Source organism: Brevundimonas sp. GW821-FHT09G01, assembly GCF_059416065.1.
This window is the reverse complement of record NZ_JBWKOL010000007.1, coordinates 139387-162465: the sequence shown is the minus strand read 5'-3', so window position 1 is coordinate 162465 and position 23079 is coordinate 139387. Positions and strand designations below refer to the sequence as shown.

The window sequence follows — 23079 nt, the reverse complement described above, 5'->3', positions numbered from 1 at the left end:
GTCATTCTCCTTGGTGCGCGGCCATAGTAACGCGTGAAAACCGCGACGGTAACGCCTATCTCTGGGCGTCCATGACCGACCTGTTCGAAGCTTCCGGCATCCATCCCCCCGACGCCCCGCTGGCCGACCGCCTGCGGCCGCAGACGCTCGACGAGGTCGTCGGGCAGGACCATCTGCTGGGCGAGGGCGGGCCGATCCGGCGCATGGTCGAGGCGGGCCGCCTGGGCTCCATGATCCTGTGGGGGCCGCCCGGCACCGGCAAGACCACCATCGCCCGCCTTCTGGCCAAGGCCGCGGGCTATCAGTTCCAGCAGATCAGCGCCGTCTTCTCCGGCGTCGCCGATCTGAAGAAGGCGTTCGAGGCGGCCCGCATGCGCCGCGCGGCGGGCCAGTCGACCCTGCTGTTCGTGGACGAAATCCACCGCTTCAACCGCGCCCAGCAGGACGGCTTCCTGCCCTTCGTGGAGGAGGGGATCGTCACCCTGGTCGGGGCCACGACCGAGAACCCGTCGTTCGAACTGAACGGGGCGCTGCTGTCCCGCTCGCAGGTCTATGTGCTGAAGCGGCTGGACGATGCGGCGCTGGATCAACTGTTGATCCGGGCCGAGGCGATGGAGGGCAAGACCCTGCCCCTGACGCCGGAAGCGCGCCATGCCCTGCTGGCCCTGGCCGATGGGGACGGCCGCTACCTGCTGACCATGTCCGAGGTGTTGTTCGACCTGCAGGGTGTGGAGCCGCTGGACGTGCAGGCCCTGGCCGGCATCCTGCAGAAGCGCGCGCCCGCTTACGACAAGAGTCGAGAAGAGCACTATAACCTCATATCCGCGCTGCATAAATCGGTTCGGGGTTCGGACCCCGACGCCGCCCTCTACTGGCTGGCGCGGATGCTGAACGGGGGCGAGGACCCGCTGTATCTGGCCCGCCGGATCGTGCGCATGGCGGTCGAGGACATCGGCGAGGCGGACCCGCTATCGTTGCTCGTCGCCAATGCGGCCAAGGATACGTACGACTTCCTCGGCAGTCCCGAGGGCGAGCTGGCCCTGGCCCAGGCGGTGGTCCACCTGGCCACCGCGCCCAAGTCGGTCGGGGTCTATGAGGCCTTCAAGGCGGCCAAGCGCGCGGCGGCCGAAACCGGCTCCTTCATGCCGCCCGCCCACATCCGCAACGCGCCCACCAAGCTCATGAAACAGCTCGGCTACGGCAAGGGCTACCAGTACGATCCCTCGACCCCGGAAGGCTTCTCGGGCGCGAACTTCTTCCCCGACGAGATGGAGCGCCGCGTCTTCTACCAGCCCAAGGGCGAGGGCCACGAGGCCAAGGTCAAGGAGCGGCTGGACCGCTGGGCCGAGATGCGGGCGCGGATGCAGGAATAGTCTCACCGTTGCCGTAACGCCGGTTCCGGAGCATTCTCCCGCCGTCACATGACCTTGGGAGGGGACCATGACTGATAGCAATTCAATGACCGTGAAGACGCCCTGGCACCTTTGGCTGGTGGGGGTGCTGTCGCTGCTGTGGAGCGGCTACGGCGGCTACGACTTCATCATGACCACGACGCAGGGCGAGGCCTATCTGCGGGCCTCGGGCTTCGAACAGCCGATGATCGACTATTTCATCGGCATGCCGACCTGGATGTATGTGCCGTGGGCCTTGGGGGTCTGGGGCGCCGTCGCCGGCTCGATCCTGCTGCTGCTGCGTAGTCGCTGGGCGGTCTGGGCGTTCGGCCTGTCCCTTCTCGGCGCGGTGGTCAGCCTGATCCACGGCCTGATGAATCCGATGCCGCCGCTGCCCGAGGCGATGGCGATCATGCAGTACATGCCGTGGGTGATCGTCGTCATCGCGCTCTTCCTGGCCTGGTACGCCTGGACGATGCGCAAGCGCGGCGTGCTGCGCTGAGGAACCCGGGGCGGGCTCGCGCCTTGCCCCAGCATGACCTTCGACCTCAGGATCGGCACGGCGGGCTGGAGCGTTCCGGCCGCCGTCGCCGACCGTTTTCCGCCGCCGGGCACGCACCTGCAACGCTACGCCCGCGGCATGAACGCGGTCGAGGTCAACACCAGCTTCTACCGCCCGCACCGCCGTCAGACCTGGGAGCGCTGGGCCGCCTCGACGCCGCCGGACTTCCGCTTCGCGGTCAAGGTTCCGCGCCTGCTGACCCATGATCAGAGGCTGGCCGATCCGGACGTCGGGCTGGATCGCTTCACGGCCGAGGTCTCCGGGCTCGGCGAGCGGTTGGGCGTCCTGCTGGTCCAACTGCCGCCGTCGCTCGGCTTCGACGCGGCCATGGTCGACGATTTCTTCAAGTCCGTGCGGGAGCGGCTCGACGCCCCTGTCGCTCTGGAGCCCCGCCATCGCGACTGGTTCTCCAACGAGATGGACGGCTGGCTGGCCGAGCGCCGGATCGCCCGCGTCGCCGCCGACCCGGCGCCGCATGTAGGGGCGGACCGGCCAGGCGGCTGGCGTGGCCTGACCTACTACCGCCTGCATGGGGCGCCGCGAATCTACTATTCCGCCTATCCGCCGCAGGTCCTCGCCGGCATGGCGCGAACGCTGGAGGCCGAGCGCGCCGCGGCGCCGACCTGGTGCATCTTCGACAACACCGCCGCCTTCGCCGCGCTTTCCGATGCCCTGACGGTCGCGGAGGCGGTCGGGCGTTGAGGGCTTGGGCCCAGGTCTTGGGTCTGGGGCGGACTGTGCTAAGCGGTCGGGCATGATCCTGACCGCACCGCGTCCCACCCTGACCCTCGCCGCCGTCTGCCTCGTCGGGCTGGGCGTCCTCGCCCAGTGGCTGCTGGGCTATCGCATCAGCGCGGGCTCGGCCCAGGTGGTGGAGGTGCTGGCCCTGTTCCTCTACGGGGCCGCCATCGTGCTGCTGCTGGCCCCGCTGGGCCGGGGCAAGGCGCTGATCGCCGGCGCCCTGGCCTTCATCCTGATGGCCTGGGCGGTGCACCTGAACGCCCGGCTGTCGGCCTTCCTCCAGATCGAGGCCGGGGGACAGGTGATCGCCGCCCACCGCATCCTGCTGGCCACCCTGTTCGTCGGCCCCTTCGCCGGGATCATCACCGGCGTCGTGACCGGGCTGATCGCCCGCTTCGAGCGCATCCGCTGGACGCCGCGCCAGCCCGCCTCGTGACCACCCGCGCGCCCGTTGCCCTGACCGAGGACGAGATCGCCGCCGTCCGTTCGTGGGTGATCCTCGAGGACGAGCACGTCATCGCCTTCAACAAGCCGTCCGGCCTGTCCAGCCAAGGCGGGCGGATCCAGGCGCATACGCTGGACGACCTGCTGTGGGCCTTCATGCGCTCGAACGGCAAGCGGCCCGAGCTGGTGCACCGGCTCGACCGCGACACCTCCGGCGTCATCCTGGCGGCCCGGACCAAGCCCGCCGCCGGCTTCCTCGGCAAGGCGCTGCAGGCGCGGCGGTTCAAGAAGACCTATCAGGCTCTGCTGTCGGCGGCGCCCGAGCCCCGGGCCGGGACCATCGACACGCCTCTGCTGCGGCAGGAGGTCGGGCGTGAAAGCTATATGCGCGCCGTCAGCGCCGACACGCCCGGCGCCCAGGCCGCGCTGAGCCGCTACCGCACCCTGTCCGCCTCGGAGGATGGAGCCCTGGTCGAGCTGGACCCGGCCACCGGGCGGATGCACCAGCTGCGGGTCCACATGGCCTCGATCGGGCGGCCCCTGGCCGGGGACGTGCGCTACGGCGGCGCCCTGACCTTCGCCGGCCGCGCGGCTCCCCGGCTGATGCTGCATGCGTCCAGGCTGGTCTTCCCACACCCGTCGGGCGGCTATGCGACGGTGGAAGCGCCGCTGCCGGACGATTTCGAGACGCTGAAGGCGGCGGCGGGGCTCTCGTAGCGTCAGCCGCCGTGACAGGAACCACTGCGTCCCGCTACGGTTAAACTCCGGAAGCCTCGGAGCCTGTCATGAAGCGCCTTGTCCTGCCCCTCGTCCTCGCCGCCGGTCTCGGCCTGTCGGCCTGCGCCAGCCTCGCCCCCTACGGCGCCCAGATGGGGCCGAACGGGCAGGGCTATTCCGAACAGCGGATCGAATCCAACCGCTTCCGCGTCACCTACAACGGCGTGGGCGCGCCCGGGCCGGTGGCCGACTACGCCCTGCTGCGCGCGGCCGAGCTGACCACGGCCGAGGGCTATGACTGGTTCGAGGTCACCCAGCGCTGGACCGACGGCCGTCCCGACAGCGCGGGCGGCATGCGCCCCAGCGTCGGCGTCAGCTACGGCGGCGGCCGCTACTCCAGCCCCTATGGCCGCTATTCCTCGTCCGGCGTGGGCGTCGGCGTCGGCCTGAACTTCAGCGGCCCGTCCCCGACCTCGACCTCGCTGGAGGTGGTCATGGGCCGCGGCCAGCGCCCGGATCGGCCTGAAGCCTATGACGCCCGCGGCGTGCGCGACGCGCTGCGGCGGTAGGGGCTAGCCCCCAGCGTCAACGCCCCCGCGTCAGCGCCCGGTATTCCACCAGCCGCTCCTTGTCGCGCCGCACCTGGTCGGCCACGGCGTTGTCGACGTCCAGCGAGGCGTAGCGGACCCAGCCCTCGACGCCCAGCTTGTCCTGGATGGCCGCCACCGGCGTGCGCCAGCGGAAGTAGGACAGCCAGCTGACGCCCAGACCCAGCGCCACGGCCACGGCCTGCAGGGCGCGGAACGCGCCTGCGTCGGCCGGAGCGGGCTCCAGCAGGAACAGGGCCAGCCAGACCACGAACACCATCGGCGTCATGATCCGCTGCGCCCAGCGCATCCAGTAGCGCTCGCGGCGGACGCGCCACAGCTCCATCTGGACGTACTTCTCCAGGTACTCCATCCGCGCGCCGATCCACATGGTCAGGCGGGTCAGGTACAGGGCGCGCTGGCCCCAGCCCTTGCCGTCCATCTGGTATTGGGTCTCGGCCTGGTCGGCCATGGCGCGGGCGCTGGTGAACAGGTTCTGCAGCTCGCGCGTCCGCGTCACGATCTCGCGCGACAGTTCGTAGGAGTCGTTCTCCAGCTGGAAGCGGTACTGGATGAACAGGATCGCCTGCGCGGCCCAGAAGACGCCGACCACGGCCAGCATGGAGGCGAAGGCCAGGCCCAGCCCCATCGGCGGCGAGCCGGTCCAGGTCGAGAACCAGGTCGGCCCCAGCGTCGCCAGCAGGGTGAAGGCCGCCAGGGCGGCCAGCTGACTGCCCCGCTTGACCGAGACGTGCACCACCAGCGCGCGGAAGACGCGGCGGCCGTAGTCGTGGATCAGCTTGCGGATATCGCTGTCGACCGGGAAGCGTTCCTCGATCTGGCGGCTGAACAGGACGTGGAAGCGGTCCGGCTTGCCCTCGCTCTCCCAGAAGGGGAACAGGTCCAGCGGCTGGTTGAAATACTCGTCAATGTGGGTCGAGACCGCGGCCACCGAGGCCGGGTCGTACGAGAAATACTCGCTGTCCTGGATCGGCCGCAGGATGCCGTCGGCGCTGCGCAGGGGCGGGGCCGAGGTATGCGATGTCGGCTGGGGGGCCTCGCGGTTGGGCGAATCCCCGGCGCCCGGCGGCGGCGGGTTCGGCGCGGCCTGCAGGCGCTGGTCGTGTCCATGGCCGCCGTGCCCCCCGTCGAAGGGCGAGGCGTGCGGGTCGGGCGCGTGGTTGTGATCGTCGTGCGACATGGCGCTTCGGCGGTCCTGTGAGTCTGGCTGCCCGGCACTATGGCAGATCGCGCCGCCGGGCGGACGGCGTTCTCTCACGACGCGAAGCGCCGCCGTTCGGGTATCGCCGTTAACCCTGTCGTCCGGCAAGTGAAGTTTCGGTCAGAACGGGTAACGCGCCATGGCGGCGGCGCAGGCCAGCAGGACGATCAGCAGCAGCGCCTGCAGGTTCAGCGCGGCGATAACCCGCTTGCGCTCCGCGATCAGGGGCTGGAAACCGGCGTCGGCCCGCGCGGCCTTCGCCCAGCGCAGGAAGGCCATCGTCGGGCCGATGGAGATCAGGCCGATCAGGACGAAGGTCGCGATCTTGGCCCAGAAGAAGGGGTTGGCCTGGTAGAAGGCCCAACCCTTGCCGCCCCAGACTGCCCGGCCGATCCCGACCAGCACGATCAGCGTCGCCGTTCCGCCGTAGCCGCCGTCCAGCCGCGACAGCCGCTTGATGTCGACGACCGGCGCGCCCGCCAGCACCCGCTCGATCGCCAGCATGGCGACAAGGCCGAAGACCAGGATGTGGTGGACGATGGCGAGGATCAGGTCGGTCATCGGATGCCGGGCGCCATCTGCATCAGAGCGATCGCCGGGCCGAGCAACAGGCCGGTGACCAGCGGCCAGGTCGGCATCTTGGGCGTCTTCCTGGCCCACCTGATGACCAGCGCGACGACCAGGCCCCAGAAGAGGCCCACGATGGAGCAGACGACGCCGACGAAAAGGACATGGACCATGTGCCGCCCCCGTAAAGCCCGACCGAGCGGCCGACGCCCTGCAGCATGCCTCAGTCAGCGGCTCACACAAGTCGGTGCGATGTGTATAAGCCCAGCACCATGACACGTTTTCTCATCGTTGCAGCCGGGGGTGCGCTGGGCGCCATGGCCCGCTACGGCCTGGGACGGCTTCTGCCCGTGACCGGCGGCTGGCCGTGGCCGACGCTGACGGCCAATGTCGTCGGCGGCCTGCTGATGGGACTGCTGACCGGCTGGCTGGCCTTCCGGGGCGGGGCGCAGGGCGAGACGCTGCGCCTGTTCGCCGCCGTCGGCGTGCTGGGCGGCTTCACCACCTTCTCGGCCTTCTCGCTGGAGACGGTCCTGATGATCGAGCGCCGTCAGTTCGCCATGGCGTCCGGCTATGTCGCCGTTTCGGTGGCCGCTTCGGTCATCGCCCTGTTCCTCGGCCTGATGCTGGCCCGCCGCGCTTTCGGAGCCGCACTTTGACCGACGAGACCCCCGACTCTCCCGCAGAGGCCCCCAAGCGGGAAGTCCTGACCATCTATGTCGCCGAGGCCGAGGACGGCATTCGCCTGGACCGGTGGTTCCGCCGGCGCTGGCCGCACCTGTCCAACATCCAGGTGCAGAAGATGGCCCGCAGCGGCCAGATCCGCGTTGACGGCGCCCGCATCAAGCCCGAAGGCCGCCTGACCGCCGGCGCCGCCGTGCGCGTGCCGCCGATCCCCGACGACACCTCGCGTCAGGCGGGCGACGCCCACACCCTGTCGGAGCAGGACATCCGCTTCGCCAAGTCGCTGGTGATCTACGAGGACGACATGGTCATCGCCCTGAACAAGCCGCACGGCCTGGCGGTGCAGGGTGGGACCAAGACCAGCCGCCACGTCGACCGCCTGCTGGGCGCCTGGGGCGAGGGGATGGAGCGCCCGCGTCTGGTGCACCGCCTGGACCGCGACACCTCGGGCGTCCTGTTGCTGGGCAAGGGGCCGGAGGCGGCCAAGCGGCTGGCCGGCGCCTTCGCCCGGCGTCAGGCCAAGAAGACCTACTGGGCCATCGTCATCGGCAACCCCAAGCCGTCGGCGGGCCAGATCGACATGCCGCTGAAGAAGACCGGCATCAACGACTTCGAGATGATGCGCCCGGCCGAGCGCAAGGATCCGCGCGCCGAACCGGCCGAGACCGCCTTCGCCACCATCAGCCGCGCCGCCCACCGCGCCGCCTGGATGGCGCTGCGCCCCTTCACCGGCCGGACCCACCAGCTGCGCGCCCACATGGCCGCCATCGGCCATCCGATCCTCGGCGATCCGAAGTACGGCGACGAGAAGTCCAGGGAGCTGTCGGGCGGACTGAAGCTGCAGCTGCACGCCCACCGGATCGAGCTGGACCACCCGTCGGGCGGCAAGCTGATCGTCGAGGCGCCGCTGAGCCCCGAGATGAAGGCCGGCTTCGCCCACTTCGGCTTCGACCCGCATGAGGGGGCGGGGGAGGACCCGTTCGAGGGCGTGAGGCGGCAGCGATGAGCCGCGACAGCATCGTCAGGCTGAAATGACGCCGTCGCCGCGAGATCCCCAGGCCCTGGTCGAGCGCCTTGCAGCGGTGGCCGCGCGCCCGACCAGCGCGGTCGCGGAACACAATCTCGCGGCCCTGCTGGGCGACCTGGGCCGCTCCGCGGACGCCGAGGCCGCCGCCCGCCGCGCCTTTCTTAAAGGCGGCGACGCGCCCGAAACCTGGCTGGTCCTGGCGCGCGCCCTGGTGGCGCAGAACAAGCACGACGATGCGGACGCCGCCTTCCGCGAGGCGCTGACGCGGCGGCCCGGCTATATCGACGCCGTCCGGGATCTGGCCCAGCTCATCTGGATGCGCACCGCGGACGGCGAGCCGGCCATGGCGCCGGTGCGCGAGGCGCTGGCGCGGACCCCCGCCGACCGGGCGCTGCACCTGCTGCGCGCCACCCTGATGGAATATACGGGCAGCGACGCCCGGACCGTCTGGCGAACCCTGACCGGGGCGCCGGGACCGGATCATCCGGAGGTCGAGTTGGCCGCCTCCCACGCCGCCCTGTCCTTCGATCCGGACCAGGCCCTGACCCACGCCCTGAAGGCGGTCTCCCTCGCGCCGGGCGACCTGCGGGCCTGGCTGCGGCTGACCGAGGTGCGGCTGGCCCGGCGTGAGGCGGCCGAGGCCTTGGCCGTGATCGAGCCGCTGGCGGAACGCGTCCCGGCCGATCAGAGCGTCCTGTCCCTGCTCGGCCTCGCCCGCCGGCTGGCGGATCGCCCCTGGTACGACGCCGACCTCGTGCGCGGCCACGTCATCGATACGCCCGCCGGCTGGCCGGAGCTGTCGTCCTTCCTCGCCGACCTGGCCGTGTCCCTGCGGCGGCTGCACGGCCTGCGGACCCATCCGGTCGGTCAGAGCCTGCGCCACGGCACCCAGACCGCCGTCGATCTGAAGGCCAGCGACGATCCCGTGATCCAGGCCTTCCTCGGCGCGGTCCAGGGCCCGATCACCCGCCATGTCGCGGGTCTGGGTCCGGGCTCCGATCCCCTGCGCCGGCGCAATACCGGCGCCTGGCGCATGGCGGGCTGCTGGTCGGTCCAGCTGGCGCCTGGCGGCTTCCACGCCCCCCATGTCCATCCGAACGGCTGGCTGTCCTCGGCCTGCTATGTCGAGCTGCCGGCGGCAGTCGATGCGGGCGGCCACGAGGGCTGGCTCGGCTTCGGCGGCGCGCCGTTCGCGCCCGACGTCTTCCCGCCCGTGCGGTTCGAGAAGCCCGAGCCCGGCAAGCTGGTGCTTTTCCCCTCGTATCTGTGGCATGGCACCGTCCCGTTCACGGGCGACCGGCCTCGCCTGACCATCGCCTTCGACGTCGTACCCGCATGACCTTCTCCTCCCGCCCGCTCGCCGTCTTCGATATCGACGGCACCCTGGTCGACAGCCGCGCCTCCATCCACCGCGCCGCCTGCGAGGCCGCGCGCGACATGGGCCTGCCCGAGCCGGACTATGACCGTGTCCGCATGATCGTCGGCCTGTCCCTCGACCACGCCATGGCGGTGCTGGAGCCGGGCCTGGACGCCGAGGGCCTGGCGCGCTTCGTCGCCGGCTTCCGCGCCAGCTTCAACCGCATGTACGCCGAGGGACATGAGGAGCCGCTGTACGACGGGGCCATGGACCATCTGCGCCGCCTGCACCGCGACGGCTGGCGCCTGGCGCTGGCCACCGGCCAGAACCGCCGCGGCGTAGCCCGCAACCTGGCGCGTCAGGGCTGGGCCGAGATCTTCCTGTCGTCCCACTGCGCCGAGGACGGGCCGGGCAAGCCGGACCCCGCCATGCTCCACGCCGCCATGGCCGCCTGCAACGCCGACCCGGCCTCGACCGTCATGATCGGCGACACCGCCCACGATGCGACCATGGCCGTCAAGGCCGGCGTCCTGCCGCTGGGCGTCGCCTGGGGCTTCCACACGGTTGAGGAACAGATCGCCGGCGGCGCGCGTCATGTGGCCAAAAGCTTCGGCGAACTGAACGTCGTGCTGGACGGCTTCGCCCGCAGCTACGCCTGATTTCGAGACACACGATGAGCCACATTCCCCCCCTCGATCCCATGGTCGCCGCCCGCAAGGGCTTCCGCGAGTCCGAGGAGCGGCTGAAGCGCTTCTGGAAGACGGTCGACGTCAGCGAAGGGGAGGGCGCCAAGGGGTCTGAATGGACCGTCCTGCTGGACGGCCGCGCGCCCAAGACCCCGGCGCATGCAAAGCTGACTCTGCCGACCGAAGCCGCCGCCCGCATGGTCGCGGACGAATGGGCCGCCCAGGGCGAGTTCATCGAGCCCGGGACCATGCCCGCCACCCGCCTGGCCTCCACCGCCATCGACCGGGTCAGTCAGGTGCGCGAGGCCGTCGCCGACGAGGTCGCCGCCTACGCCGGCTCGGACCTGCTCTGCTATCCGGCCGAGGCGCCCGGCTCGCTGGTCGAACAGCAGGCGCGCGAGTGGGCCCCGTGGCGCGACTGGGCCCGCGAGCTGGGCGTCCCGCTCCAGGTCGCCGAAGGCCTCCTCCACACGGCCCAGGACCCCGCCGCCGTCGCCCGCGTGCGCGAACTGGCGCTGGAGCTCGACGATTTCGCCCTGACCGGCCTGGCCGCCCTCACGCCCCTGCTGGGCTCGGCGGTGCTGGGGCTGGCGGTGCAGCGCGGGGCGCTGTCCGGCGAACTGGCCTTCGACCTGTCGCGCATCGACGAAGCCTTCCAGGAATCGCGCTGGGGTGTCGACGAGGAGAACGCCGCCCGCACCGCCGCCCGCCGCGCAGAGGCCGCCCTGTTCGACCGGTGGTTCCGGGCGCTGGAAGGCTGACTTTCCAACTCGGAAAGTTTTCACTTGCCAATCCGGAAAGTCTGCGTCAGTTTCCACATCGGAAAGTGAGAAACACGCCATGACCGACGACCACCAGACCCCGACCGAGGCGCTCGCCGCCATTGAGAAGTCCCGCCGCGCCGTGCACGACCGCGTCGCCACCGGCGGCTGGCGCTACGACCTGACCTATTCCGCTCTCATGGCCGGCATGGTCGGGGGGCAGGCCTTCGACGCGCCGTTCAACGTCGTCGCGAGCACTGTCGGCTTGATGGGACTGGTGGTGATCTTCCAGAAGGAGACCCGCCGCACCGGCCTGAAGCTGACCGGCGTCTCGCCCAAATGGGCGCGCTGGGTGGCCATCGGCATCGGCCTGCTGTTCGCCGCCTGCATCGTCGGCCTGGCCATCGTGCGGCGCATGTCGCCGGAGACGCCGGTTCCGTTGATCGCCGCCATCGCCGCCGCCGCCGGCTTCATTGTCGCCCTGATCGGCTCGCGCCTGTGGCGCCGGGTCTATCGCGCCGAGATGAGGCTGGACCGTTGAGGCTCGCGCCCCGTTTCGACGCGGCCATCCACGCCCCCGGCCGGCTGCAGATCTGCGGCATCCTGTCGGCGGCCGACGAGGCCGAATTCGCCATGATCCGCGACACGCTAGAGGTCTCGGACTCGGTCCTGTCCAAACACCTCAAGGCGCTGGAGGAGGCGGGCCATATCAAGCTGCGCAAGGCCGCCGCCGACGGCCGCCAACGCACTTGGGCCAGTCTGACGGCGGCGGGGCGGACGGCCTTCGCCGGCCATGTGGCGGAGCTGCAAAGGCTGGCGGGGATCGCGGGCGAGTAAATAGTGAGCAAGGGGTGAGCAAGTGGTGAGCACTGCCAGTGCGGGGCCCACTCACCCCTTTGCTCACGAGCACTCTTCACTGACCTCGCCCCCCCGCCGCTTGCCTCCGCCCCCGCGTCTCCTTAAGCCAGCGCTCAAGGAGACGCCCCATGCAAGACATCCTCGACAAGCTTGAAGCCCGCCGCGCGGCCGCCCGTCTCGGCGGCGGCGAGAAGCGGATCGAAGCCCAGCACGCCAAGGGCAAGCTGACCGCGCGCGAGCGGATCGAGGTCCTGCTGGACGAGGGCTCCTTCGAGGAGACCGACATGTTCGTCGAGCACCGCTCGCACGACTTCGGCATGGAGAAGCAGCGCGTCCCCGGCGACGGCGTCGTCACCGGCCGCGGCACGATCGGCGGCCGTCTGGTCTATGTCTTCTCCAAGGACTTCACCGTCTTCGGCGGCTCCCTGTCGGGCGCCCACGCGGCCAAGATCGTCAAGCTGCAGAAGATGGCGCTGACCACCGGCGCGCCGATCATCGGCCTGTTCGACGCCGGCGGCGCCCGCATCCAGGAAGGGGTCGAGAGCCTGGCCGGCTACGCCGACATCTTCCTGCAGAACACCCTGGCCTCGGGCGTCATCCCCCAGATCAGCGTGATCATGGGCCCCTGCGCCGGCGGCGACGTCTATTCGCCCGCCATCACCGACTTCATCTTCATGGTGAAGGACACCTCCTACATGTACGTGACCGGCCCCGACGTGGTGAAGACGGTCACCAACGAGGTCGTCACCCACGAGGACCTGGGCGGCGCCCGCGTCCACGCCGGCAAGTCGGGCGTCGCCGACGGCGCCTTCGAGAACGATTTGGAGGCCCTCAGCGAGGTCCGCCGCCTGATCGGCTTCCTGCCCCTGTCCAACCGCGAGAAGCCGCCGGTCCGCGAAAGCTACGACGATCCCGACCGCGACGAGGCCAGCCTCGACACCCTGGTCCCGGCCAATCCGAACCAGCCCTATGACATCAAGGAGCTGATCCTGAAGACGGTCGACGAGGCCGAGTTCTTCGAGATCGGCGCCGACTTCGCCCGCAACATCGTCTGCGGCTTCGGCCGTCTGGACGGCCAGTCGGTCGGCATCGTCGCCAACCAGCCGCAGGTGCTGGCGGGGGTGCTGGACATCGATTCCAGCCGCAAGGCCGCCCGCTTCGTGCGCTTCTGCGACGCCTTCGATATCCCGCTGGTGACCTTCGTCGACGTGCCCGGCTTCATGCCCGGCACCCGTCAGGAGTACGGCGCCCTGATCAAGCACGGCGCCAAGCTGCTGTTCGCCTACGCCGAGGCCACGGTGCCCAAGCTAACCGTCATCACCCGCAAGGCCTACGGCGGCGCCTATGACGTGATGAGCAGCAAACACCTGCGCGGCGACGTCAACTACGCCTGGCCCTCGGCCGAGATCGCCGTCATGGGCGCCAAGGGCGCGGTCGAGATCATCTTCCGCAAGGAGGCCGGCGATCCCGAGGCCCTGGCGGCCCGCGAGGCCGAATACAAGGAACGCTTCGCCAACCCCTTCGTCGCGGCCGGCCTCGGCTACATCGACGACGTGATCATGCCCCACGGCACGCGGCGCCGGCTGATCAAGGCGCTACGGACGCTGAAGAACAAGGTTCAGGAGAACCCGTGGAAGAAGCACGATAATATTCCGCTATGAGCAAAGATTCTCGCATCATCACCAGCGCCGGGTTGCTTCTTGACGAGGTGCGCTCGATTCAATCTTTCTTTGCCGTAAATCGCACCATAGCAGAGGCGATCCCGATGCACTTCTCGATTGGGGAGCGTATTCCGTGGCAGGTCGGCGTTCTTCGATTTAATCGAACAATTGATCGCGCGATCCAAGACTTGGACATTGTGCAAGAAGAGCGTCGAGAGCGGTATATGATGACTCTCAATTCGAATGTCAGATCTATTGTTGCTCTTAAGAATGTCGGAAACAGTACCGATAATCTTAGCAAGACGTTGCTTAACGAGCTAACTATCGAGAGATTGGAGAATTTTCACGACTCTCTCATTCTAAGTGGACGATCTTTGTCTGTGGAGAAGGCGAGGGTCGTTGTGGCCACTCAAGCGATCCAAGACCTGATCGAAGAGATTGGCTTATCTCAAACGGATATAGACGCTTTTGTTATCGGCAAGCTGACAGATCTTCTTTTGGTTCTCGAAAGGTACCAACTATTTGGTCAAGAAGGCGTCCGAGACTACGTGAACGATCTGGTTGGCAGTACTATGACGCGGGTCCTTGAGTTGCGAGGCCCCGTACCTGATCAGGTTCGTGAGAGAGTTATGCGGGTGCTTGGGATTTCTAAAGGCGTAATGGATGCTTTTGTCTACCTAGCTACCGGCGCTCAAGCCGTCGAATGGGTGGGAGGCAATCTCGCACTGCTGGGAGGACCGTCAGGAGCGGGTCCCGCCTGACCAACCTCCTCTTCCTCTGCTCCCGCAACCGCCTCCGCTCGCCCACGGCCGAGCAGGTGTTCGCGTCCCGGCCCGGCGTCGAGACCGCCTCCGCCGGCTTTGCGCCGGACGCGGAGGAGCACTGCTCGGCCGAGTTGGTGGAATGGGCCGACATCATCTTCGTCATGGAGCGCGCCCACCGCGCCCGGCTGCAGCGCCGCTTCAGGGCCCATCTGAAGCGCGCCCGCGTCATCTGCCTCGACATCCCCGACGACTACGCCTTCATGCAGCCGGAGCTGGTGGCCCTGCTGGAGAAGAAGGTCGGGCCGTATCTCTGATCCGGCCCGCCCCCGCGTCAGCCGCCCGCCAGTGACGCCAGCCCTTCCTCGGCGAGGGCGCGCCGGACGCCCTGGGCGTCGCGCAGGACGGCTTCCAGCGCCAGCCGGTGCGCGACGGTCAGGGCCTCATCGGCCGCGACCTCGACATCGGGCCGGACGCCCACGCCTTCCCAGTTGGCGCCGGTCACGGTGTTGGTGACGATCTGCATCGGGATGAAGGCGGCGAAACCCGCGGCCAGGGGACGGTATCCGCCGGGCGTGGCGCCGCCCCAGGTGGTCTGGCCCACCAGGGTGGCGCGCCCCATGGCCTGAAGGTCATAGGCGAATTCCTCGGCGCCGGACCCGGTCTTGCGGTCGATCAGCACATAGACGGGGCGGCCGGTGAAGGCGGGCGTGCGGGGCTCCGCCTGATAGATGCGGCCTTCGGCGGGCCCGTCGGGATCGAAGACGTGGACCGTGGGCGTGGGCCGGTCGACCAGGTGCCCGATGGCGTTGGCCACCCCGGCCGGCTCGCCGCCCGGGGCGCCGCGCACATCGATGATCAGGGCGCCGGTGTCGGCCAGCATGCCCATCGCCGCCGCCATCTTCTCGGCGATGGGCGGGGCGTCCATGAACCGGTTGATCCGCAGGTAGCCGACATTGCCCGCCAGCCAGCGCACCTCGGGGATCTCCGACCCGCGCAGGCGGACTTCCTCGTGGTAGGCGGCGACCTCTTCCGGCGGCGGCGGGCCCTCGCTGAACCCGGCGATGATCTCGGGCCCCATGTAGCGGATGCGGAAATGCCGGTCGTTCACCACCGGCGCGACGCGGCTGTTGATCAGCGCCAGCAGGTCGGCGGCGGTGCGGGCGCCGCGGAACTCTCCGCGGCCTTCCATGGCTTCGATCTCGCGCGCGGCGGCGGCGCCCCGGTCACGGAAGGCGAAGCGTTCGCGCAGCACCTGGGCCAGCGACAGGACGACGGTTCTGGTCTCGTCGGCGCTCAGGGTCACGCCGGCCGGATCCGGCGGCGGTCCCGGCTGGGCCCGGGCCACGACGGGCGTGAAGGCCAGGGCGATGACGGCCGCGCAAAGGGCCGCAAGGTGTCGGATCATGGAAGGCTCCCCTCATTAGTTTCCCAAGGCGGAGAGGCCGCGAGCCCGGCGTCCGGATGCACGCGGGCCATCTTCTCCTGTACGGGGAGAAGGAGCACTATCACCCCATGATCACCTTGCACGGCTTCGGCAACATGTTCCCCGGCGGGGTCGGCGAGACCAAGGACATGCGCATCCAGTGGGCGCTGGAGGAGATGGGGCTGCCCTATCAGGTCCGCGCCTGGGACTATCTGGGCGGCGAGACCAACGGGCCGGAGTTCTCGGCCCTCAGCCCGTTCAACCAGATCCCCGTGCTCGAGCAAGGGGATCTGGTCCTGTCGGAATCCGCCGCCATCCTGATCCATCTGGCCGAGACCTCGGGCCGGCTGACACCGCCGGATTCGGAGGGTCGCGCCCATGTGGTTCAATGGTGCTTCGCCGCCGTGGCCACCGTCTCGCCCGCCCTGTCGATGATCTCGATGTTCGACGCGGGTTTCATGGGCGCGGACCCGGCGGCCCGCGACTTCCTGGTCATGATCGGCCGCCGCTGGCTGGAGGGGGTGGAACGCCGGCTGGAGGGCAGGGCCTGGATCATGGGCGGCGACTTCACCGTCGCCGACATCCTGATGGCCACCGTGCTGCGCGAAATCCGCGAGGCCGAGCTGATGGACGACTACCCCAACGTCCGCGCCTTCTACGAGCGCGCCCTGGCCCGCCCGGCCTGGCTGCGGACCCGCCAACTCTACGCCGCGCGACTGGGCGTGGAGGAGGCCGCGTTCGGCTGACGCTGCGGGCCAACCCAGGGGCGATTTCGTTAACGACACGAAACTTTGAGTTGCGATCCGGCCGTTCGCGGCCTCCCTTCCAGTTCGCGCGTGAGGCGCATTCCAGGGAGGTCTGCATGTTGAGGAAGATCAGAAGCGTAGCCGTCGTCTCGGCCGTGGCGTTCGCCGCGTTCGGCGCCATGGGCATGAAGGCCCAGGAGTGGCCGCCCGAATGGACCGGCTATCACTACGTCTGGTACGAAGACGCGGCCAAGACCATCGTCGGCGGCGAGGTCTCGGACATCGGCTGCCGCGGCTTCGGCTCCAACATCTGGGTCCAGCGGGCCTATGTGCCGTCCGGCTATTACGACACCACGCCCATCTTCTACTGCGGCGGTTGGGGCCCCGGCCCGATCGAATAGGCGGTCATCGCTCAGACGACGTCGAGGCCGCCCGGGATTCGGGCGGCCTCTTCGTTTCCGGGGGCAGGCTTAGTGGGCGACGGCGTGGGCGGCCTGTTCGATCACATTCGCCACCGCGCGGGGCTGCGAGACATAGACCGAGTGGCTGCCGGTGCTTTCCGACACCGTGGCGCCGGCGCGGGCGGCCATCATGCGCTGGGCCGGGGGCGGGATCATGCGGTCCTCGGCGGCGACCAGGTACCAGCTGGGCTTGACGCGCCAGGCGGGGGTGGTGACCGCGCCGGCCAGGGCCTCGACGCCCCACGGCTGCTGGGAGTCGGCCATGAAGGCCGCGTCGGCCGCCGGCAGGTCGGCCGCGAACGAAGCCGCGAACTTGGATCGATCCAGCGACAGGAAGCCGTCCTGCGGCGGCAGGATCGGCGGCACGGGCGCGCCGGCCGGCGGATTGGCGATCAGGGTCGAGACCGATTCACCGGCGTCCGGCGCGAAGGCGGCGATATAGACCACGCCCGCGACCTTGGGGTCTGTCCCGGCTTCCGAGATCACCACGCCGCCGTACGAGTGGCCGACCAGGATGACCGGGCCGTCCATGCCGGCGATCACTCGGCGGGTGAGGGCCACGTCGGCGGCCAGGGTCGCCGTCGGGTTCTGCACGATGGCGACGTTGTAGCCGTCGGCGGTCAGCAGGTCGTAGACGCCTCTCCAGCCCGAGCCGTCGACGAAGGCGCCGTGCACCAGCACGACGTTCTTCACGGAACCGGCCTGTTGAGCCAGGGCGCCGTCAGCGGCGAAGACAGCCCCGGCGAGGGCGGCGGAGGCCATCAGTTTGCGAGCGGTGGTCATGATCGTTTCCTCTTCATGTTTATGCGATAAACATTATCGCGATAACTGTTTGGTACGCTCACCTCGGATCGTTGTCCAGATATTTTTTATCGCGATATGTATTTTCTCGCGAAAGCCCCATATTCTGGCGTGAAGGAGACTATCATGCCCAAACCCGCCGTGCCCCTGCAGGGCCAGCTCTGCTTCTCGATCTACGCCGCCGGCATCGCCATCAACCGCGCCTACAAGCCGCTGCTGGACGAGCTGGGCCTGACCTATCCGCAGTATCTGGTGCTCAGCACCCTGTGGGAGGGCGGCCCCCACACCGTCGGCGGCATCGCCGAGCGCCTGGATCTGGAGCCCAGCACCATCACCCCCCTGGTCAAGCGCATGGAGCAGGCCGGGCTGGTCGACCGCCGGCGCAATCCCGACGACGAGCGTCAGGTGGTGGTCGGGCTGACGCAGAAGGGCCAGGATCTGGAATCCCGCGCCGGCTGCCTGCTGGACGAACTGCTGAACCGTTCGGGCCTGACGGTCCCCGAGCTCATGGACCTGAACGTCAAGGTCCGGGGGCTGGCCGACGCCGTGGCGCGGTCGAAGGACGGGGACGTCTGAAGGGGTTCGCTACGACGCGACCAGATTGACCGCCACCATAAGTCCCATCGCCGCGCCGAAGGTCCCGATCGACCAGAACCAGGCGCGCGGGCGCGTCACGCCCGCCACCTGCATCAGCCACCGGTGCTGGATGACCAGGTACCAGACGGTCACGATCAGCACGACGGCCACCCCCGCCAGCGTCGTCCACTCCCGCGGATCGCGCACCCCCAGGGTGGCCAGGCTGACCAGCATCGCGGTGGCGCCGGCCAGGTAGCATTGCGAGAAGAAGGGCGTGCGCAGGGTGTCGCGGTCGATCTTGCGCCCCGACAGCTTCAGGAAGGTCCAGGCGAACAGCAGGGGGCTGAGGCTGAAGATCAGGGCGCGATAAGCCAGCAGGTTCTGGTCGTTGCCCGTGATCATCTGGCCCAGGGCGGTGTGGCCGACGCCCTCGACCCGAAAGCCGAACGCCATCTCGATCCCGTGCGCCAGCAGGATGCTCAGCACCAGGAACAGCGGCGGGCTCAGGGTCTCCAGATACTGCTGGTCCGGCTTGTCGCGCTGCTCGCTGTCCGAATAGCGCATCGTCTTCAGCGGGTGGCGCAGGGTCATGAACAGGGTGCGCGGATAGAACAGCAGCCACGACATGACTTCGTAGAGCAGTTCCTCGACGGACCTCAGGATGGTCAGGACATTCATGGGGCCGCTCCCGGTCATGGCCGCCAGCTTACCCCCGAACGGCGGCGCGTCCATTTCTGACGTCCGGACCCGCTAGGCTGCGGCTTCGGGTCTTTGACAACCAAGCCTTACGGACGCATCGGACGCTTCGGACGGTGCTTTCCATCCGCACTCTTCGCACCCGTTTTTTTTCAGCGCGCGGCGCCGTCTCCCTCGAACGCCGTGATGATCGGGCAGGGACCCGTCCGGCCGTCGCCGCAGGCCTCGGCCAGCCGGGTCAGCGCCGCCCGCGCCGTCTCCAGCTCGACGATCCGCGCGTCCAGCTCGGTCAGCCGCGACTGCGCCAGTTCCCGCGCCCGGGCCCTGTCGTCGCTCGCGTCCAGCGTCAGCAGTTCGCCGATCTGCTCCAGGGTGAACCCCGCCGCCTGGGCCGAGCGGATGAAGCGCAGCCGCCGCACCGCCGCGGGGCCATAGCGCCGCGTCCCGCCGCCCGACCCGCCGGTCTGCGGCCGTTTCGGCGTCTCCAGCAGGCCGCGCCGCTGATAATAGCGCACCGTCTCCACCCCCACGCCGCCGGCCTGCGCCAGCCGGGCGATGGTCATCTCGCGGGACGTTCCCGACATCGCTTGACTCCGTACCATGGTCCGGAACCTACATGGGGCGGGTCCGCTTTGAGGCAAGGAGATTTCCGCCGATGTCAGCCCCCCGATCGAAGACCGCCGTCGTCTACCGCATGGTCATGCCCGACCACGTCTGTCCCTACGGCCGAAAGGCGCTGTGGCTGCTGAAGAGCAAGGGGTTCACGGTCGAGGACCGCCACCTGACCACCCGCGCCCAGACCGACGCCTTCAAGGCCGAGCACGGGGTCAAGACCACGCCCCAGACCTTTATCGGGGGCGTCCGCATCGGCGGCTACGACGACCTGCGCCGCCACTTCGGCCAGCGCGTGCCCGAGCCCGGCGCGACCAGCTATGTGCCGGTCCTGGCCGTCTTCGCCGTGGCCCTGCTGATCGCCCTGCCCATCGCCTGGCTGAAGGACGGCCCGGTGCTGGCCGGCGTGATCCCGACCTTCATCGCCGTGGCCATGTGTCTGCTGGCCATGCTGAAGCTGCAGGACATCGAGAAATTCTCGACCATGTTCCTGAACTACGACCTGCTGGCCCAGCGCTGGGTTCCCTACGGCTATGTCTATCCGTTCGCGGAGCTGGGCGCGGGCGTCCTGATGCTGGCGGGCGTCCTGACCTGGTTCTCCGCGCCGCTGGCGCTGGTCATCGGCGGGATCGGCGCGGCCTCGGTGTTCAAGGCCGTCTATATCGACAAGCGTGAGTTGAAGTGCGCCTGCGTCGGCGGATCGTCCAATGTCCCGCTGGGTTTCGTCTCCCTGACCGAGAACCTGATGATGATCGCCATGGCCGTCTGGATGCTGGCCTTTATGCACTAGACCATTTTTGCTTCAGGTCGGAGCGACCTGAATCCGAAAAATGGTCCAGATTCAAACTGGAGCGAAATCTGAGCCGACTTGGACTGTGTCCAACTCAACCGATTTCGCTCTAGGGCGTGAAAAGGAGACGGGTGGCGAGAATCAGCGCATCTCTAATGCACGTATAGCGAGTAATCGCGGTTTCTGGATCCTGAAGAAAGGAGCAGGGCCCATGTGGATGCGAGGACTGGAAGGGGCGGTGCGCGTGCGTTGCCCGCATTGTTTCGAGGCCGACTGGCGCACCCGGATCGAGCTGGACGGTTGTCGCCCCTTCACCTGCTACATGTGCTTCTGGCGCAGCGACAAGCCGCTGCCCGCCCGGGGCCTGATCGAGGGCTGCACGACCCGGCTGGCGCACATGTCCGGCGCCGTCCGCGGCCTGTTCCGGCGACGGGACAATGAGGGCGGCGCTCGCGTCTAAGGCCTCAGATCAAGCGGCGCAGCCCGGCCCGCAGGGCGTCGCCGCCGTCGCCCAGCTCGGCCTCGACCGCCGCGTGCTCGGCGATCCACACCGGCGTCGTCCGGGCCAGCAGGTCGCGCCCGGCGTCGGTCAGGGCGATGCGGCGTCCGCGCCGGTCCTCGGGATCGACGGTGGTGGCCACCAGGCCGGATCGCTCCAGCGGCTTAAGGTTGGCCGTCACCGTCGAACGGTCCATGGCCAGGGTCTCGGCCACCTGTCCGACAGTCGGCGGGGAGGGCCGGTTCAGGCTGTTCAGCAGCGAGAACTGGCCGCTGGTGATCCCGTGCGGGCGGAAAGCCTCGTCGAACCGCCGCGACAGCGCCCGCGCCGCCCGCTGCGCATGCAGGCACAGGCAGTGGTCGCGGATATGCAGGGTCGTCGCGAAGGGATGCACGGCGTTTGACATGGCTTCTGATATGTTGATATCAACCTATTCGTCAATGACGACGGTGCGGACAGCGCCGCGAACGCGTGGAAGGAACGCCCCATGATCCAGGTCACCGCCTTCAAATGGGTGCCGCCCTTCGCCCAGGGCTCGGTCCGCGACATCCGGGTCCGCTGGGCGCTGGAAGAGGCCGGGCTGGGCTATGACGACCGGCTGATCGGCTTCGAGGACCAGGCCACGCCCGAGTATCGGGCCATGCAGCCCTTCGGCCAGGTGCCCGCCTATCGCGACGACACCGTCGAGATGTTCGAGAGCGGCGCCATCGTGCTGTGGATCGCCCAGAACTCGGACCAGCTGATGCCCGCCGACGACGCGGGCCGGGCCATGGTGATGACCTGGCTGTTCGCGGCCATGAACAGCGTCGAGCCCTTCGTGGCCGAGCTGGCGGGCATCGATCTGTTCAACGCCGACAAGGACTGGGCCAGGGCCCGCCGGCCGGAGGTCGAGGCCTTCCTGCGCAAGCGGCTGGGCGACCTGCAGACCGCCCTAGGCCGGCGCCGCTGGTTCGCCAACGACCGGTTCAGCGCCGCCGACATCCTGATGACCCATGTCCTGCGCGACCTGCGCCACACCGACATCCTCGCCGACTTCCCGGCCCTGGCTGACTATGTCGCCCGCGCCGAGGCCCGTCCGGCGTTCAAGCGGGCGCTGGCGGACCAGCTGAAGCCCTTCAGGGCGGCGGAGGCGAACAATCCGGCGCTGGCCGGGGGCGTCTGACGTGGCGCGTCTCGTCTTCGGAATGAACCAGTCGCTGGACGGCTATGTCGACCACGACGCCTTCGGGCCCGACGACACGCTGTTCCGCCACTTCATCGACCAGGTGCGCGAGCAGGCCGGCAGCCTCTACGGCCGCCGCCTGTACGAGATCATGCGCTACTGGGACCACGACGATCCCGCCTGGTCTCCCGAGAACCGCGAGTTCGCCGAGGCCTGGCGCGCCCACCCCAAATGGGTCGTCTCGCGCTCGCTCACCTCGGTCGGTCCCAACGCCACCCTGATCTCGGACGACGTCGAGGCGGCGGTCCGCAAGCTCAAGACCGAGCTCGACGGCGAGATCGAGGTCGGCGGGCCGGAGCTGGCGCGCAGTCTCGGCGACCTGGGTCTGATCGACGCCTACCGGATCTACCTGCACCCGGTCGTCACCGGCGGCGGCAGGCCCTATTTCGCCGGCCCCCGCCCGCCGCTCCGCCTCGTGTCGCATGAGCGCATCGGCGGGGAGGCCATCCAGCTGACCTACGTCCCGGCCTAGCTTCCGACCAGCGCCTCGCGCTCTTCGGCGGTCAGCATGCGCCACTTGCCCTCGGGCAGGTTGTCCAGCTTCAGCGGGCCGATGCGGACGCGGATCAGGTCGACAACCTCCAGCTCGACCATCTCGCACATGCGCCGGATCTGGCGGTTGCGGCCCTCGCGCAGGATGAATTTCAGCCGGTGCGACTCCATCCGGCTGACGTAGGCCGGACGCAGCTGGCGGCCGTCCAGCATCAGGCCGTGGCGCAGGATCTTCAGCTTCTTCTCGGTGATGTCGCCCGCCACCCGGACCAGGTATTCCTTGTCCAGATCGGACTCCGGCCCGATCACCGCCTTGGCCACCACCCCGTCGGACGAGAGCAGCAGCAGGCCGCGGGAGTCCTCGTCCAGCCGCCCGATCGGGGGCAGGGAAATGTCGCCGGGGACCTCGCCCGGGCCGATCAGATTGCCCGCGCTCAGCAGGCGGATGGCCGGCAGCTTGTCCGGCTCCGGCTGGCCCGAGACGTAGCCGACCGGCTTGTGGATGACGACGGTGATGCCCTCGGCCAGCTGGGCCGTGGCCTTGTCGCTCAGCGTCAGGGTCTGGCCCGTCTCCAGCTTGCGGCCGGCGTCCCGCACGACCTCGCCGTCGATGGACACCAGGCCGTCGGCGATCAGGGCGTCGGCCTCGCGCCGCGAGCAGACGCCCGACTGACCCAGCCACTTGTTGATCCGGACCGGCTCGGCGCCGTCGTAGGTCCTGGTCCAGGCCAT

Annotated in this window: 32 protein-coding genes; 23 read left to right on the top strand and 9 right to left on the bottom strand. The window is 69.0% G+C overall.

The window, feature by feature from the left end:
- The first annotated feature begins 71 nt into the window (after positions 1 to 71).
- The 6 genes from AC07NB_RS14205 (at position 72) to AC07NB_RS14180 (ending at position 4424) form a co-directional block, all read left to right on the top strand.
- The gene (locus tag AC07NB_RS14205; protein WP_291835399.1) at positions 72 to 1373 is read left to right on the top strand and encodes a replication-associated recombination protein A; all 1302 of its coding nucleotides are present in this window, start codon (positions 72 to 74) and stop codon (positions 1371 to 1373) included.
- Positions 1374 to 1440: 67 nt separating this feature from the next.
- On the top strand, positions 1441 to 1893 hold the full coding sequence (locus tag AC07NB_RS14200) for a hypothetical protein (protein WP_494572009.1): 453 nt from the start codon (positions 1441 to 1443) through the stop codon (positions 1891 to 1893).
- Between the two features lie 33 nt (positions 1894 to 1926).
- Complete coding sequence (locus tag AC07NB_RS14195) at positions 1927 to 2655, top strand: DUF72 domain-containing protein (RefSeq protein ID WP_494572008.1); 729 nt, start codon at positions 1927 to 1929, stop codon at positions 2653 to 2655.
- 52 nt (positions 2656 to 2707) lie between these two features.
- The gene (locus AC07NB_RS14190; RefSeq protein WP_494572007.1) at positions 2708 to 3130 is read left to right on the top strand and encodes a hypothetical protein; all 423 of its coding nucleotides are present in this window, start codon (positions 2708 to 2710) and stop codon (positions 3128 to 3130) included.
- A complete protein-coding gene (locus tag AC07NB_RS14185) occupies positions 3127 to 3855 on the top strand; it encodes an RluA family pseudouridine synthase (protein WP_291835388.1) in 729 nt (242 codons plus the stop codon). Before AC07NB_RS14190 ends, AC07NB_RS14185 begins: the two co-directional genes overlap by 4 nt.
- A 68-nt stretch (positions 3856 to 3923) precedes the next feature.
- Positions 3924 to 4424, top strand: coding sequence for a CC0125/CC1285 family lipoprotein (locus AC07NB_RS14180; RefSeq protein ID WP_291835386.1), 501 nt, complete (start codon positions 3924 to 3926; stop codon positions 4422 to 4424).
- 16 nt (positions 4425 to 4440) lie between these two features.
- On the opposite strand, the gene AC07NB_RS14175 is transcribed toward AC07NB_RS14180, so the two are convergent.
- The 3 genes from AC07NB_RS14175 to AC07NB_RS14165 form a co-directional block, all read right to left on the bottom strand.
- On the bottom strand, positions 4441 to 5643 hold the full coding sequence (locus AC07NB_RS14175) for a hypothetical protein (RefSeq protein ID WP_494572006.1): 1203 nt from the start codon (positions 5641 to 5643) through the stop codon (positions 4441 to 4443).
- 141 nt (positions 5644 to 5784) lie between these two features.
- The gene (locus AC07NB_RS14170; protein ID WP_494572005.1) at positions 5785 to 6225 is read right to left on the bottom strand and encodes a DUF2214 family protein; all 441 of its coding nucleotides are present in this window, start codon (positions 6223 to 6225) and stop codon (positions 5785 to 5787) included.
- Positions 6222 to 6404 carry a hypothetical protein gene (locus AC07NB_RS14165; RefSeq protein ID WP_494572004.1) on the bottom strand — a complete coding sequence of 61 codons (183 nt, stop codon included), beginning with the start codon at positions 6402 to 6404 and terminating at the stop codon, positions 6222 to 6224. Before AC07NB_RS14165 ends, AC07NB_RS14170 begins: the two co-directional genes overlap by 4 nt.
- A gap of 99 nt (positions 6405 to 6503) precedes the next feature.
- Between AC07NB_RS14165 and crcB the strand changes: the two genes are divergently transcribed.
- The 10 genes from crcB to AC07NB_RS14115 all read left to right on the top strand — a co-directional run bounded on the left by crcB (position 6504) and on the right by AC07NB_RS14115 (position 14343).
- A complete protein-coding gene (crcB, locus tag AC07NB_RS14160; protein WP_494572003.1) occupies positions 6504 to 6890 on the top strand; it encodes a fluoride efflux transporter CrcB in 387 nt (128 codons plus the stop codon).
- Positions 6887 to 7921, top strand: coding sequence for an RluA family pseudouridine synthase (locus AC07NB_RS14155; RefSeq protein ID WP_494572002.1), 1035 nt, complete (start codon positions 6887 to 6889; stop codon positions 7919 to 7921). Before crcB ends, AC07NB_RS14155 begins: the two co-directional genes overlap by 4 nt.
- 25 nt (positions 7922 to 7946) lie before the next feature.
- Complete coding sequence (locus AC07NB_RS14150; protein WP_494572001.1) at positions 7947 to 9281, top strand: putative 2OG-Fe(II) oxygenase; 1335 nt, start codon at positions 7947 to 7949, stop codon at positions 9279 to 9281.
- Entirely contained in the window at positions 9278 to 9958 is a 681-nt protein-coding gene (locus AC07NB_RS14145) for an HAD-IA family hydrolase (RefSeq protein WP_494572000.1), read from the top strand. Before AC07NB_RS14150 ends, AC07NB_RS14145 begins: the two co-directional genes overlap by 4 nt.
- A 14-nt stretch (positions 9959 to 9972) precedes the next feature.
- Entirely contained in the window at positions 9973 to 10746 is a 774-nt protein-coding gene (locus tag AC07NB_RS14140) for an ATP12 family chaperone protein (RefSeq protein ID WP_494571999.1), read from the top strand.
- Between the two features lie 79 nt (positions 10747 to 10825).
- Positions 10826 to 11287, top strand: coding sequence for a hypothetical protein (locus AC07NB_RS14135; RefSeq protein WP_291835361.1), 462 nt, complete (start codon positions 10826 to 10828; stop codon positions 11285 to 11287).
- On the top strand, positions 11284 to 11583 hold the full coding sequence (locus AC07NB_RS14130) for a transcriptional regulator (RefSeq protein WP_494571998.1): 300 nt from the start codon (positions 11284 to 11286) through the stop codon (positions 11581 to 11583). Before AC07NB_RS14135 ends, AC07NB_RS14130 begins: the two co-directional genes overlap by 4 nt.
- Positions 11584 to 11732: 149 nt before the next feature.
- On the top strand, positions 11733 to 13265 hold the full coding sequence (locus tag AC07NB_RS14125; RefSeq protein WP_492312767.1) for an acyl-CoA carboxylase subunit beta: 1533 nt from the start codon (positions 11733 to 11735) through the stop codon (positions 13263 to 13265).
- Positions 13262 to 14026 carry a hypothetical protein gene (locus AC07NB_RS14120; protein ID WP_494571997.1) on the top strand — a complete coding sequence of 255 codons (765 nt, stop codon included), beginning with the start codon at positions 13262 to 13264 and terminating at the stop codon, positions 14024 to 14026. The genes AC07NB_RS14125 and AC07NB_RS14120 overlap by 4 nt, the downstream gene beginning before the upstream one ends.
- Positions 14027 to 14082: 56 nt before the next feature.
- Complete coding sequence (locus tag AC07NB_RS14115) at positions 14083 to 14343, top strand: low molecular weight protein tyrosine phosphatase family protein (RefSeq protein WP_494571996.1); 261 nt, start codon at positions 14083 to 14085, stop codon at positions 14341 to 14343.
- A 17-nt stretch (positions 14344 to 14360) separates the two neighbouring features.
- On the opposite strand, the gene AC07NB_RS14110 is transcribed toward AC07NB_RS14115, so the two are convergent.
- Positions 14361 to 15434: a S41 family peptidase gene (locus AC07NB_RS14110; RefSeq protein ID WP_494571995.1), complete on the bottom strand. Its 1074-nt coding sequence runs from the start codon at positions 15432 to 15434 to the stop codon at positions 14361 to 14363.
- A gap of 107 nt (positions 15435 to 15541) precedes the next feature.
- On the opposite strand from AC07NB_RS14110, the gene AC07NB_RS14105 reads away from it, so the two are divergent.
- Both AC07NB_RS14105 and AC07NB_RS14100 read left to right on the top strand, forming a co-directional pair.
- Entirely contained in the window at positions 15542 to 16198 is a 657-nt protein-coding gene (locus tag AC07NB_RS14105; protein ID WP_494571994.1) for a glutathione S-transferase family protein, read from the top strand.
- 116 nt (positions 16199 to 16314) lie between these two features.
- Positions 16315 to 16599 carry a hypothetical protein gene (locus AC07NB_RS14100; RefSeq protein WP_492833985.1) on the top strand — a complete coding sequence of 95 codons (285 nt, stop codon included), beginning with the start codon at positions 16315 to 16317 and terminating at the stop codon, positions 16597 to 16599.
- A 69-nt stretch (positions 16600 to 16668) separates the two neighbouring features.
- Here AC07NB_RS14100 and AC07NB_RS14095 read toward each other — a convergent pair whose 3' ends face one another.
- Entirely contained in the window at positions 16669 to 17442 is a 774-nt protein-coding gene (locus AC07NB_RS14095; RefSeq protein WP_492312773.1) for an alpha/beta fold hydrolase, read from the bottom strand.
- A gap of 144 nt (positions 17443 to 17586) precedes the next feature.
- Between AC07NB_RS14095 and AC07NB_RS14090 the strand changes: the two genes are divergently transcribed.
- Positions 17587 to 18036, top strand: coding sequence for a MarR family winged helix-turn-helix transcriptional regulator (locus AC07NB_RS14090; protein WP_494571993.1), 450 nt, complete (start codon positions 17587 to 17589; stop codon positions 18034 to 18036).
- Positions 18037 to 18045: 9 nt separating this feature from the next.
- Here the strand turns inward: AC07NB_RS14090 and AC07NB_RS14085 are convergent, their stop codons facing one another.
- Complete coding sequence (locus AC07NB_RS14085; protein WP_494571992.1) at positions 18046 to 18714, bottom strand: hypothetical protein; 669 nt, start codon at positions 18712 to 18714, stop codon at positions 18046 to 18048.
- 170 nt (positions 18715 to 18884) lie between these two features.
- A complete protein-coding gene (locus tag AC07NB_RS14080) occupies positions 18885 to 19316 on the bottom strand; it encodes a MerR family DNA-binding protein (protein WP_494571991.1) in 432 nt (143 codons plus the stop codon).
- 71 nt (positions 19317 to 19387) lie between these two features.
- Between AC07NB_RS14080 and AC07NB_RS14075 the strand changes: the two genes are divergently transcribed.
- On the top strand, positions 19388 to 20134 hold the full coding sequence (locus AC07NB_RS14075) for a MauE/DoxX family redox-associated membrane protein (RefSeq protein WP_494571990.1): 747 nt from the start codon (positions 19388 to 19390) through the stop codon (positions 20132 to 20134).
- A 211-nt stretch (positions 20135 to 20345) separates the two neighbouring features.
- The gene (locus AC07NB_RS14070; RefSeq protein ID WP_291835431.1) at positions 20346 to 20594 is read left to right on the top strand and encodes a hypothetical protein; all 249 of its coding nucleotides are present in this window, start codon (positions 20346 to 20348) and stop codon (positions 20592 to 20594) included.
- Between the two features lie 4 nt (positions 20595 to 20598).
- Here the strand turns inward: AC07NB_RS14070 and AC07NB_RS14065 are convergent, their stop codons facing one another.
- On the bottom strand, positions 20599 to 21039 hold the full coding sequence (locus AC07NB_RS14065) for a MarR family winged helix-turn-helix transcriptional regulator (RefSeq protein WP_291835428.1): 441 nt from the start codon (positions 21037 to 21039) through the stop codon (positions 20599 to 20601).
- Between the two features lie 81 nt (positions 21040 to 21120).
- Between AC07NB_RS14065 and AC07NB_RS14060 the strand changes: the two genes are divergently transcribed.
- Together AC07NB_RS14060 and AC07NB_RS14055 are read left to right on the top strand one after the other, a co-directional pair.
- Positions 21121 to 21795, top strand: a complete 675-nt coding sequence (locus AC07NB_RS14060) for a glutathione S-transferase family protein (protein WP_291835424.1) — start codon at positions 21121 to 21123, stop codon at positions 21793 to 21795.
- A gap of 1 nt (position 21796) precedes the next feature.
- Positions 21797 to 22327: a dihydrofolate reductase family protein gene (locus AC07NB_RS14055; protein WP_492312780.1), complete on the top strand. Its 531-nt coding sequence runs from the start codon at positions 21797 to 21799 to the stop codon at positions 22325 to 22327.
- Here the strand turns inward: AC07NB_RS14055 and AC07NB_RS14050 are convergent.
- Complete coding sequence (locus tag AC07NB_RS14050; protein ID WP_291835418.1) at positions 22324 to 23079, bottom strand: pseudouridine synthase; 756 nt, start codon at positions 23077 to 23079, stop codon at positions 22324 to 22326. The genes AC07NB_RS14055 and AC07NB_RS14050 overlap by 4 nt on opposite strands.

Bases quoted from the DNA above. Each gene is read 5' to 3' on its own strand.
- AC07NB_RS14190 (WP_494572007.1), top strand. From the start codon at position 2,708: ATGATCCTGACCGCACCGCGTCCCACCCTGACCCTCGCCGCCGTCTGC.
- AC07NB_RS14200 (WP_494572009.1), top strand. From the start codon at position 1,441: ATGACTGATAGCAATTCAATGACCGTGAAGACGCCCTGGCACCTTTGG.
- AC07NB_RS14080 (WP_494571991.1), bottom strand. From the start codon at position 19,316: ATGTCGGGAACGTCCCGCGAGATGACCATCGCCCGGCTGGCGCAGGCC.
- AC07NB_RS14110 (WP_494571995.1), bottom strand. From the start codon at position 15,434: ATGATCCGACACCTTGCGGCCCTTTGCGCGGCCGTCATCGCCCTGGCC.
- AC07NB_RS14175 (WP_494572006.1), bottom strand. From the start codon at position 5,643: ATGTCGCACGACGATCACAACCACGCGCCCGACCCGCACGCCTCGCCC.
- AC07NB_RS14090 (WP_494571993.1), top strand. From the start codon at position 17,587: ATGCCCAAACCCGCCGTGCCCCTGCAGGGCCAGCTCTGCTTCTCGATC.
- AC07NB_RS14165 (WP_494572004.1), bottom strand. From the start codon at position 6,404: ATGGTCCATGTCCTTTTCGTCGGCGTCGTCTGCTCCATCGTGGGCCTC.
- AC07NB_RS14070 (WP_291835431.1), top strand. From the start codon at position 20,346: ATGTGGATGCGAGGACTGGAAGGGGCGGTGCGCGTGCGTTGCCCGCAT.
- AC07NB_RS14095 (WP_492312773.1), bottom strand. From the start codon at position 17,442: ATGACCACCGCTCGCAAACTGATGGCCTCCGCCGCCCTCGCCGGGGCT.
- AC07NB_RS14120 (WP_494571997.1), top strand. From the start codon at position 13,262: ATGAGCAAAGATTCTCGCATCATCACCAGCGCCGGGTTGCTTCTTGAC.
- AC07NB_RS14195 (WP_494572008.1), top strand. From the start codon at position 1,927: ATGACCTTCGACCTCAGGATCGGCACGGCGGGCTGGAGCGTTCCGGCC.
- AC07NB_RS14050 (WP_291835418.1), bottom strand. From the start codon at position 23,079: ATGGCCTGGACCAGGACCTACGACGGCGCCGAGCCGGTCCGGATCAAC.
- AC07NB_RS14085 (WP_494571992.1), bottom strand. From the start codon at position 18,714: ATGAATGTCCTGACCATCCTGAGGTCCGTCGAGGAACTGCTCTACGAA.
- AC07NB_RS14125 (WP_492312767.1), top strand. From the start codon at position 11,733: ATGCAAGACATCCTCGACAAGCTTGAAGCCCGCCGCGCGGCCGCCCGT.
- AC07NB_RS14180 (WP_291835386.1), top strand. From the start codon at position 3,924: ATGAAGCGCCTTGTCCTGCCCCTCGTCCTCGCCGCCGGTCTCGGCCTG.
- AC07NB_RS14105 (WP_494571994.1), top strand. From the start codon at position 15,542: ATGATCACCTTGCACGGCTTCGGCAACATGTTCCCCGGCGGGGTCGGC.
- AC07NB_RS14065 (WP_291835428.1), bottom strand. From the start codon at position 21,039: ATGTCAAACGCCGTGCATCCCTTCGCGACGACCCTGCATATCCGCGAC.
- AC07NB_RS14145 (WP_494572000.1), top strand. From the start codon at position 9,278: ATGACCTTCTCCTCCCGCCCGCTCGCCGTCTTCGATATCGACGGCACC.
- AC07NB_RS14060 (WP_291835424.1), top strand. From the start codon at position 21,121: ATGATCCAGGTCACCGCCTTCAAATGGGTGCCGCCCTTCGCCCAGGGC.
- AC07NB_RS14170 (WP_494572005.1), bottom strand. From the start codon at position 6,225: ATGACCGACCTGATCCTCGCCATCGTCCACCACATCCTGGTCTTCGGC.
- AC07NB_RS14100 (WP_492833985.1), top strand. From the start codon at position 16,315: ATGTTGAGGAAGATCAGAAGCGTAGCCGTCGTCTCGGCCGTGGCGTTC.
- AC07NB_RS14135 (WP_291835361.1), top strand. From the start codon at position 10,826: ATGACCGACGACCACCAGACCCCGACCGAGGCGCTCGCCGCCATTGAG.
- AC07NB_RS14150 (WP_494572001.1), top strand. From the start codon at position 7,947: ATGACGCCGTCGCCGCGAGATCCCCAGGCCCTGGTCGAGCGCCTTGCA.
- AC07NB_RS14075 (WP_494571990.1), top strand. From the start codon at position 19,388: ATGTCAGCCCCCCGATCGAAGACCGCCGTCGTCTACCGCATGGTCATG.
- AC07NB_RS14140 (WP_494571999.1), top strand. From the start codon at position 9,973: ATGAGCCACATTCCCCCCCTCGATCCCATGGTCGCCGCCCGCAAGGGC.
- crcB (WP_494572003.1), top strand. From the start codon at position 6,504: ATGACACGTTTTCTCATCGTTGCAGCCGGGGGTGCGCTGGGCGCCATG.
- AC07NB_RS14205 (WP_291835399.1), top strand. From the start codon at position 72: ATGACCGACCTGTTCGAAGCTTCCGGCATCCATCCCCCCGACGCCCCG.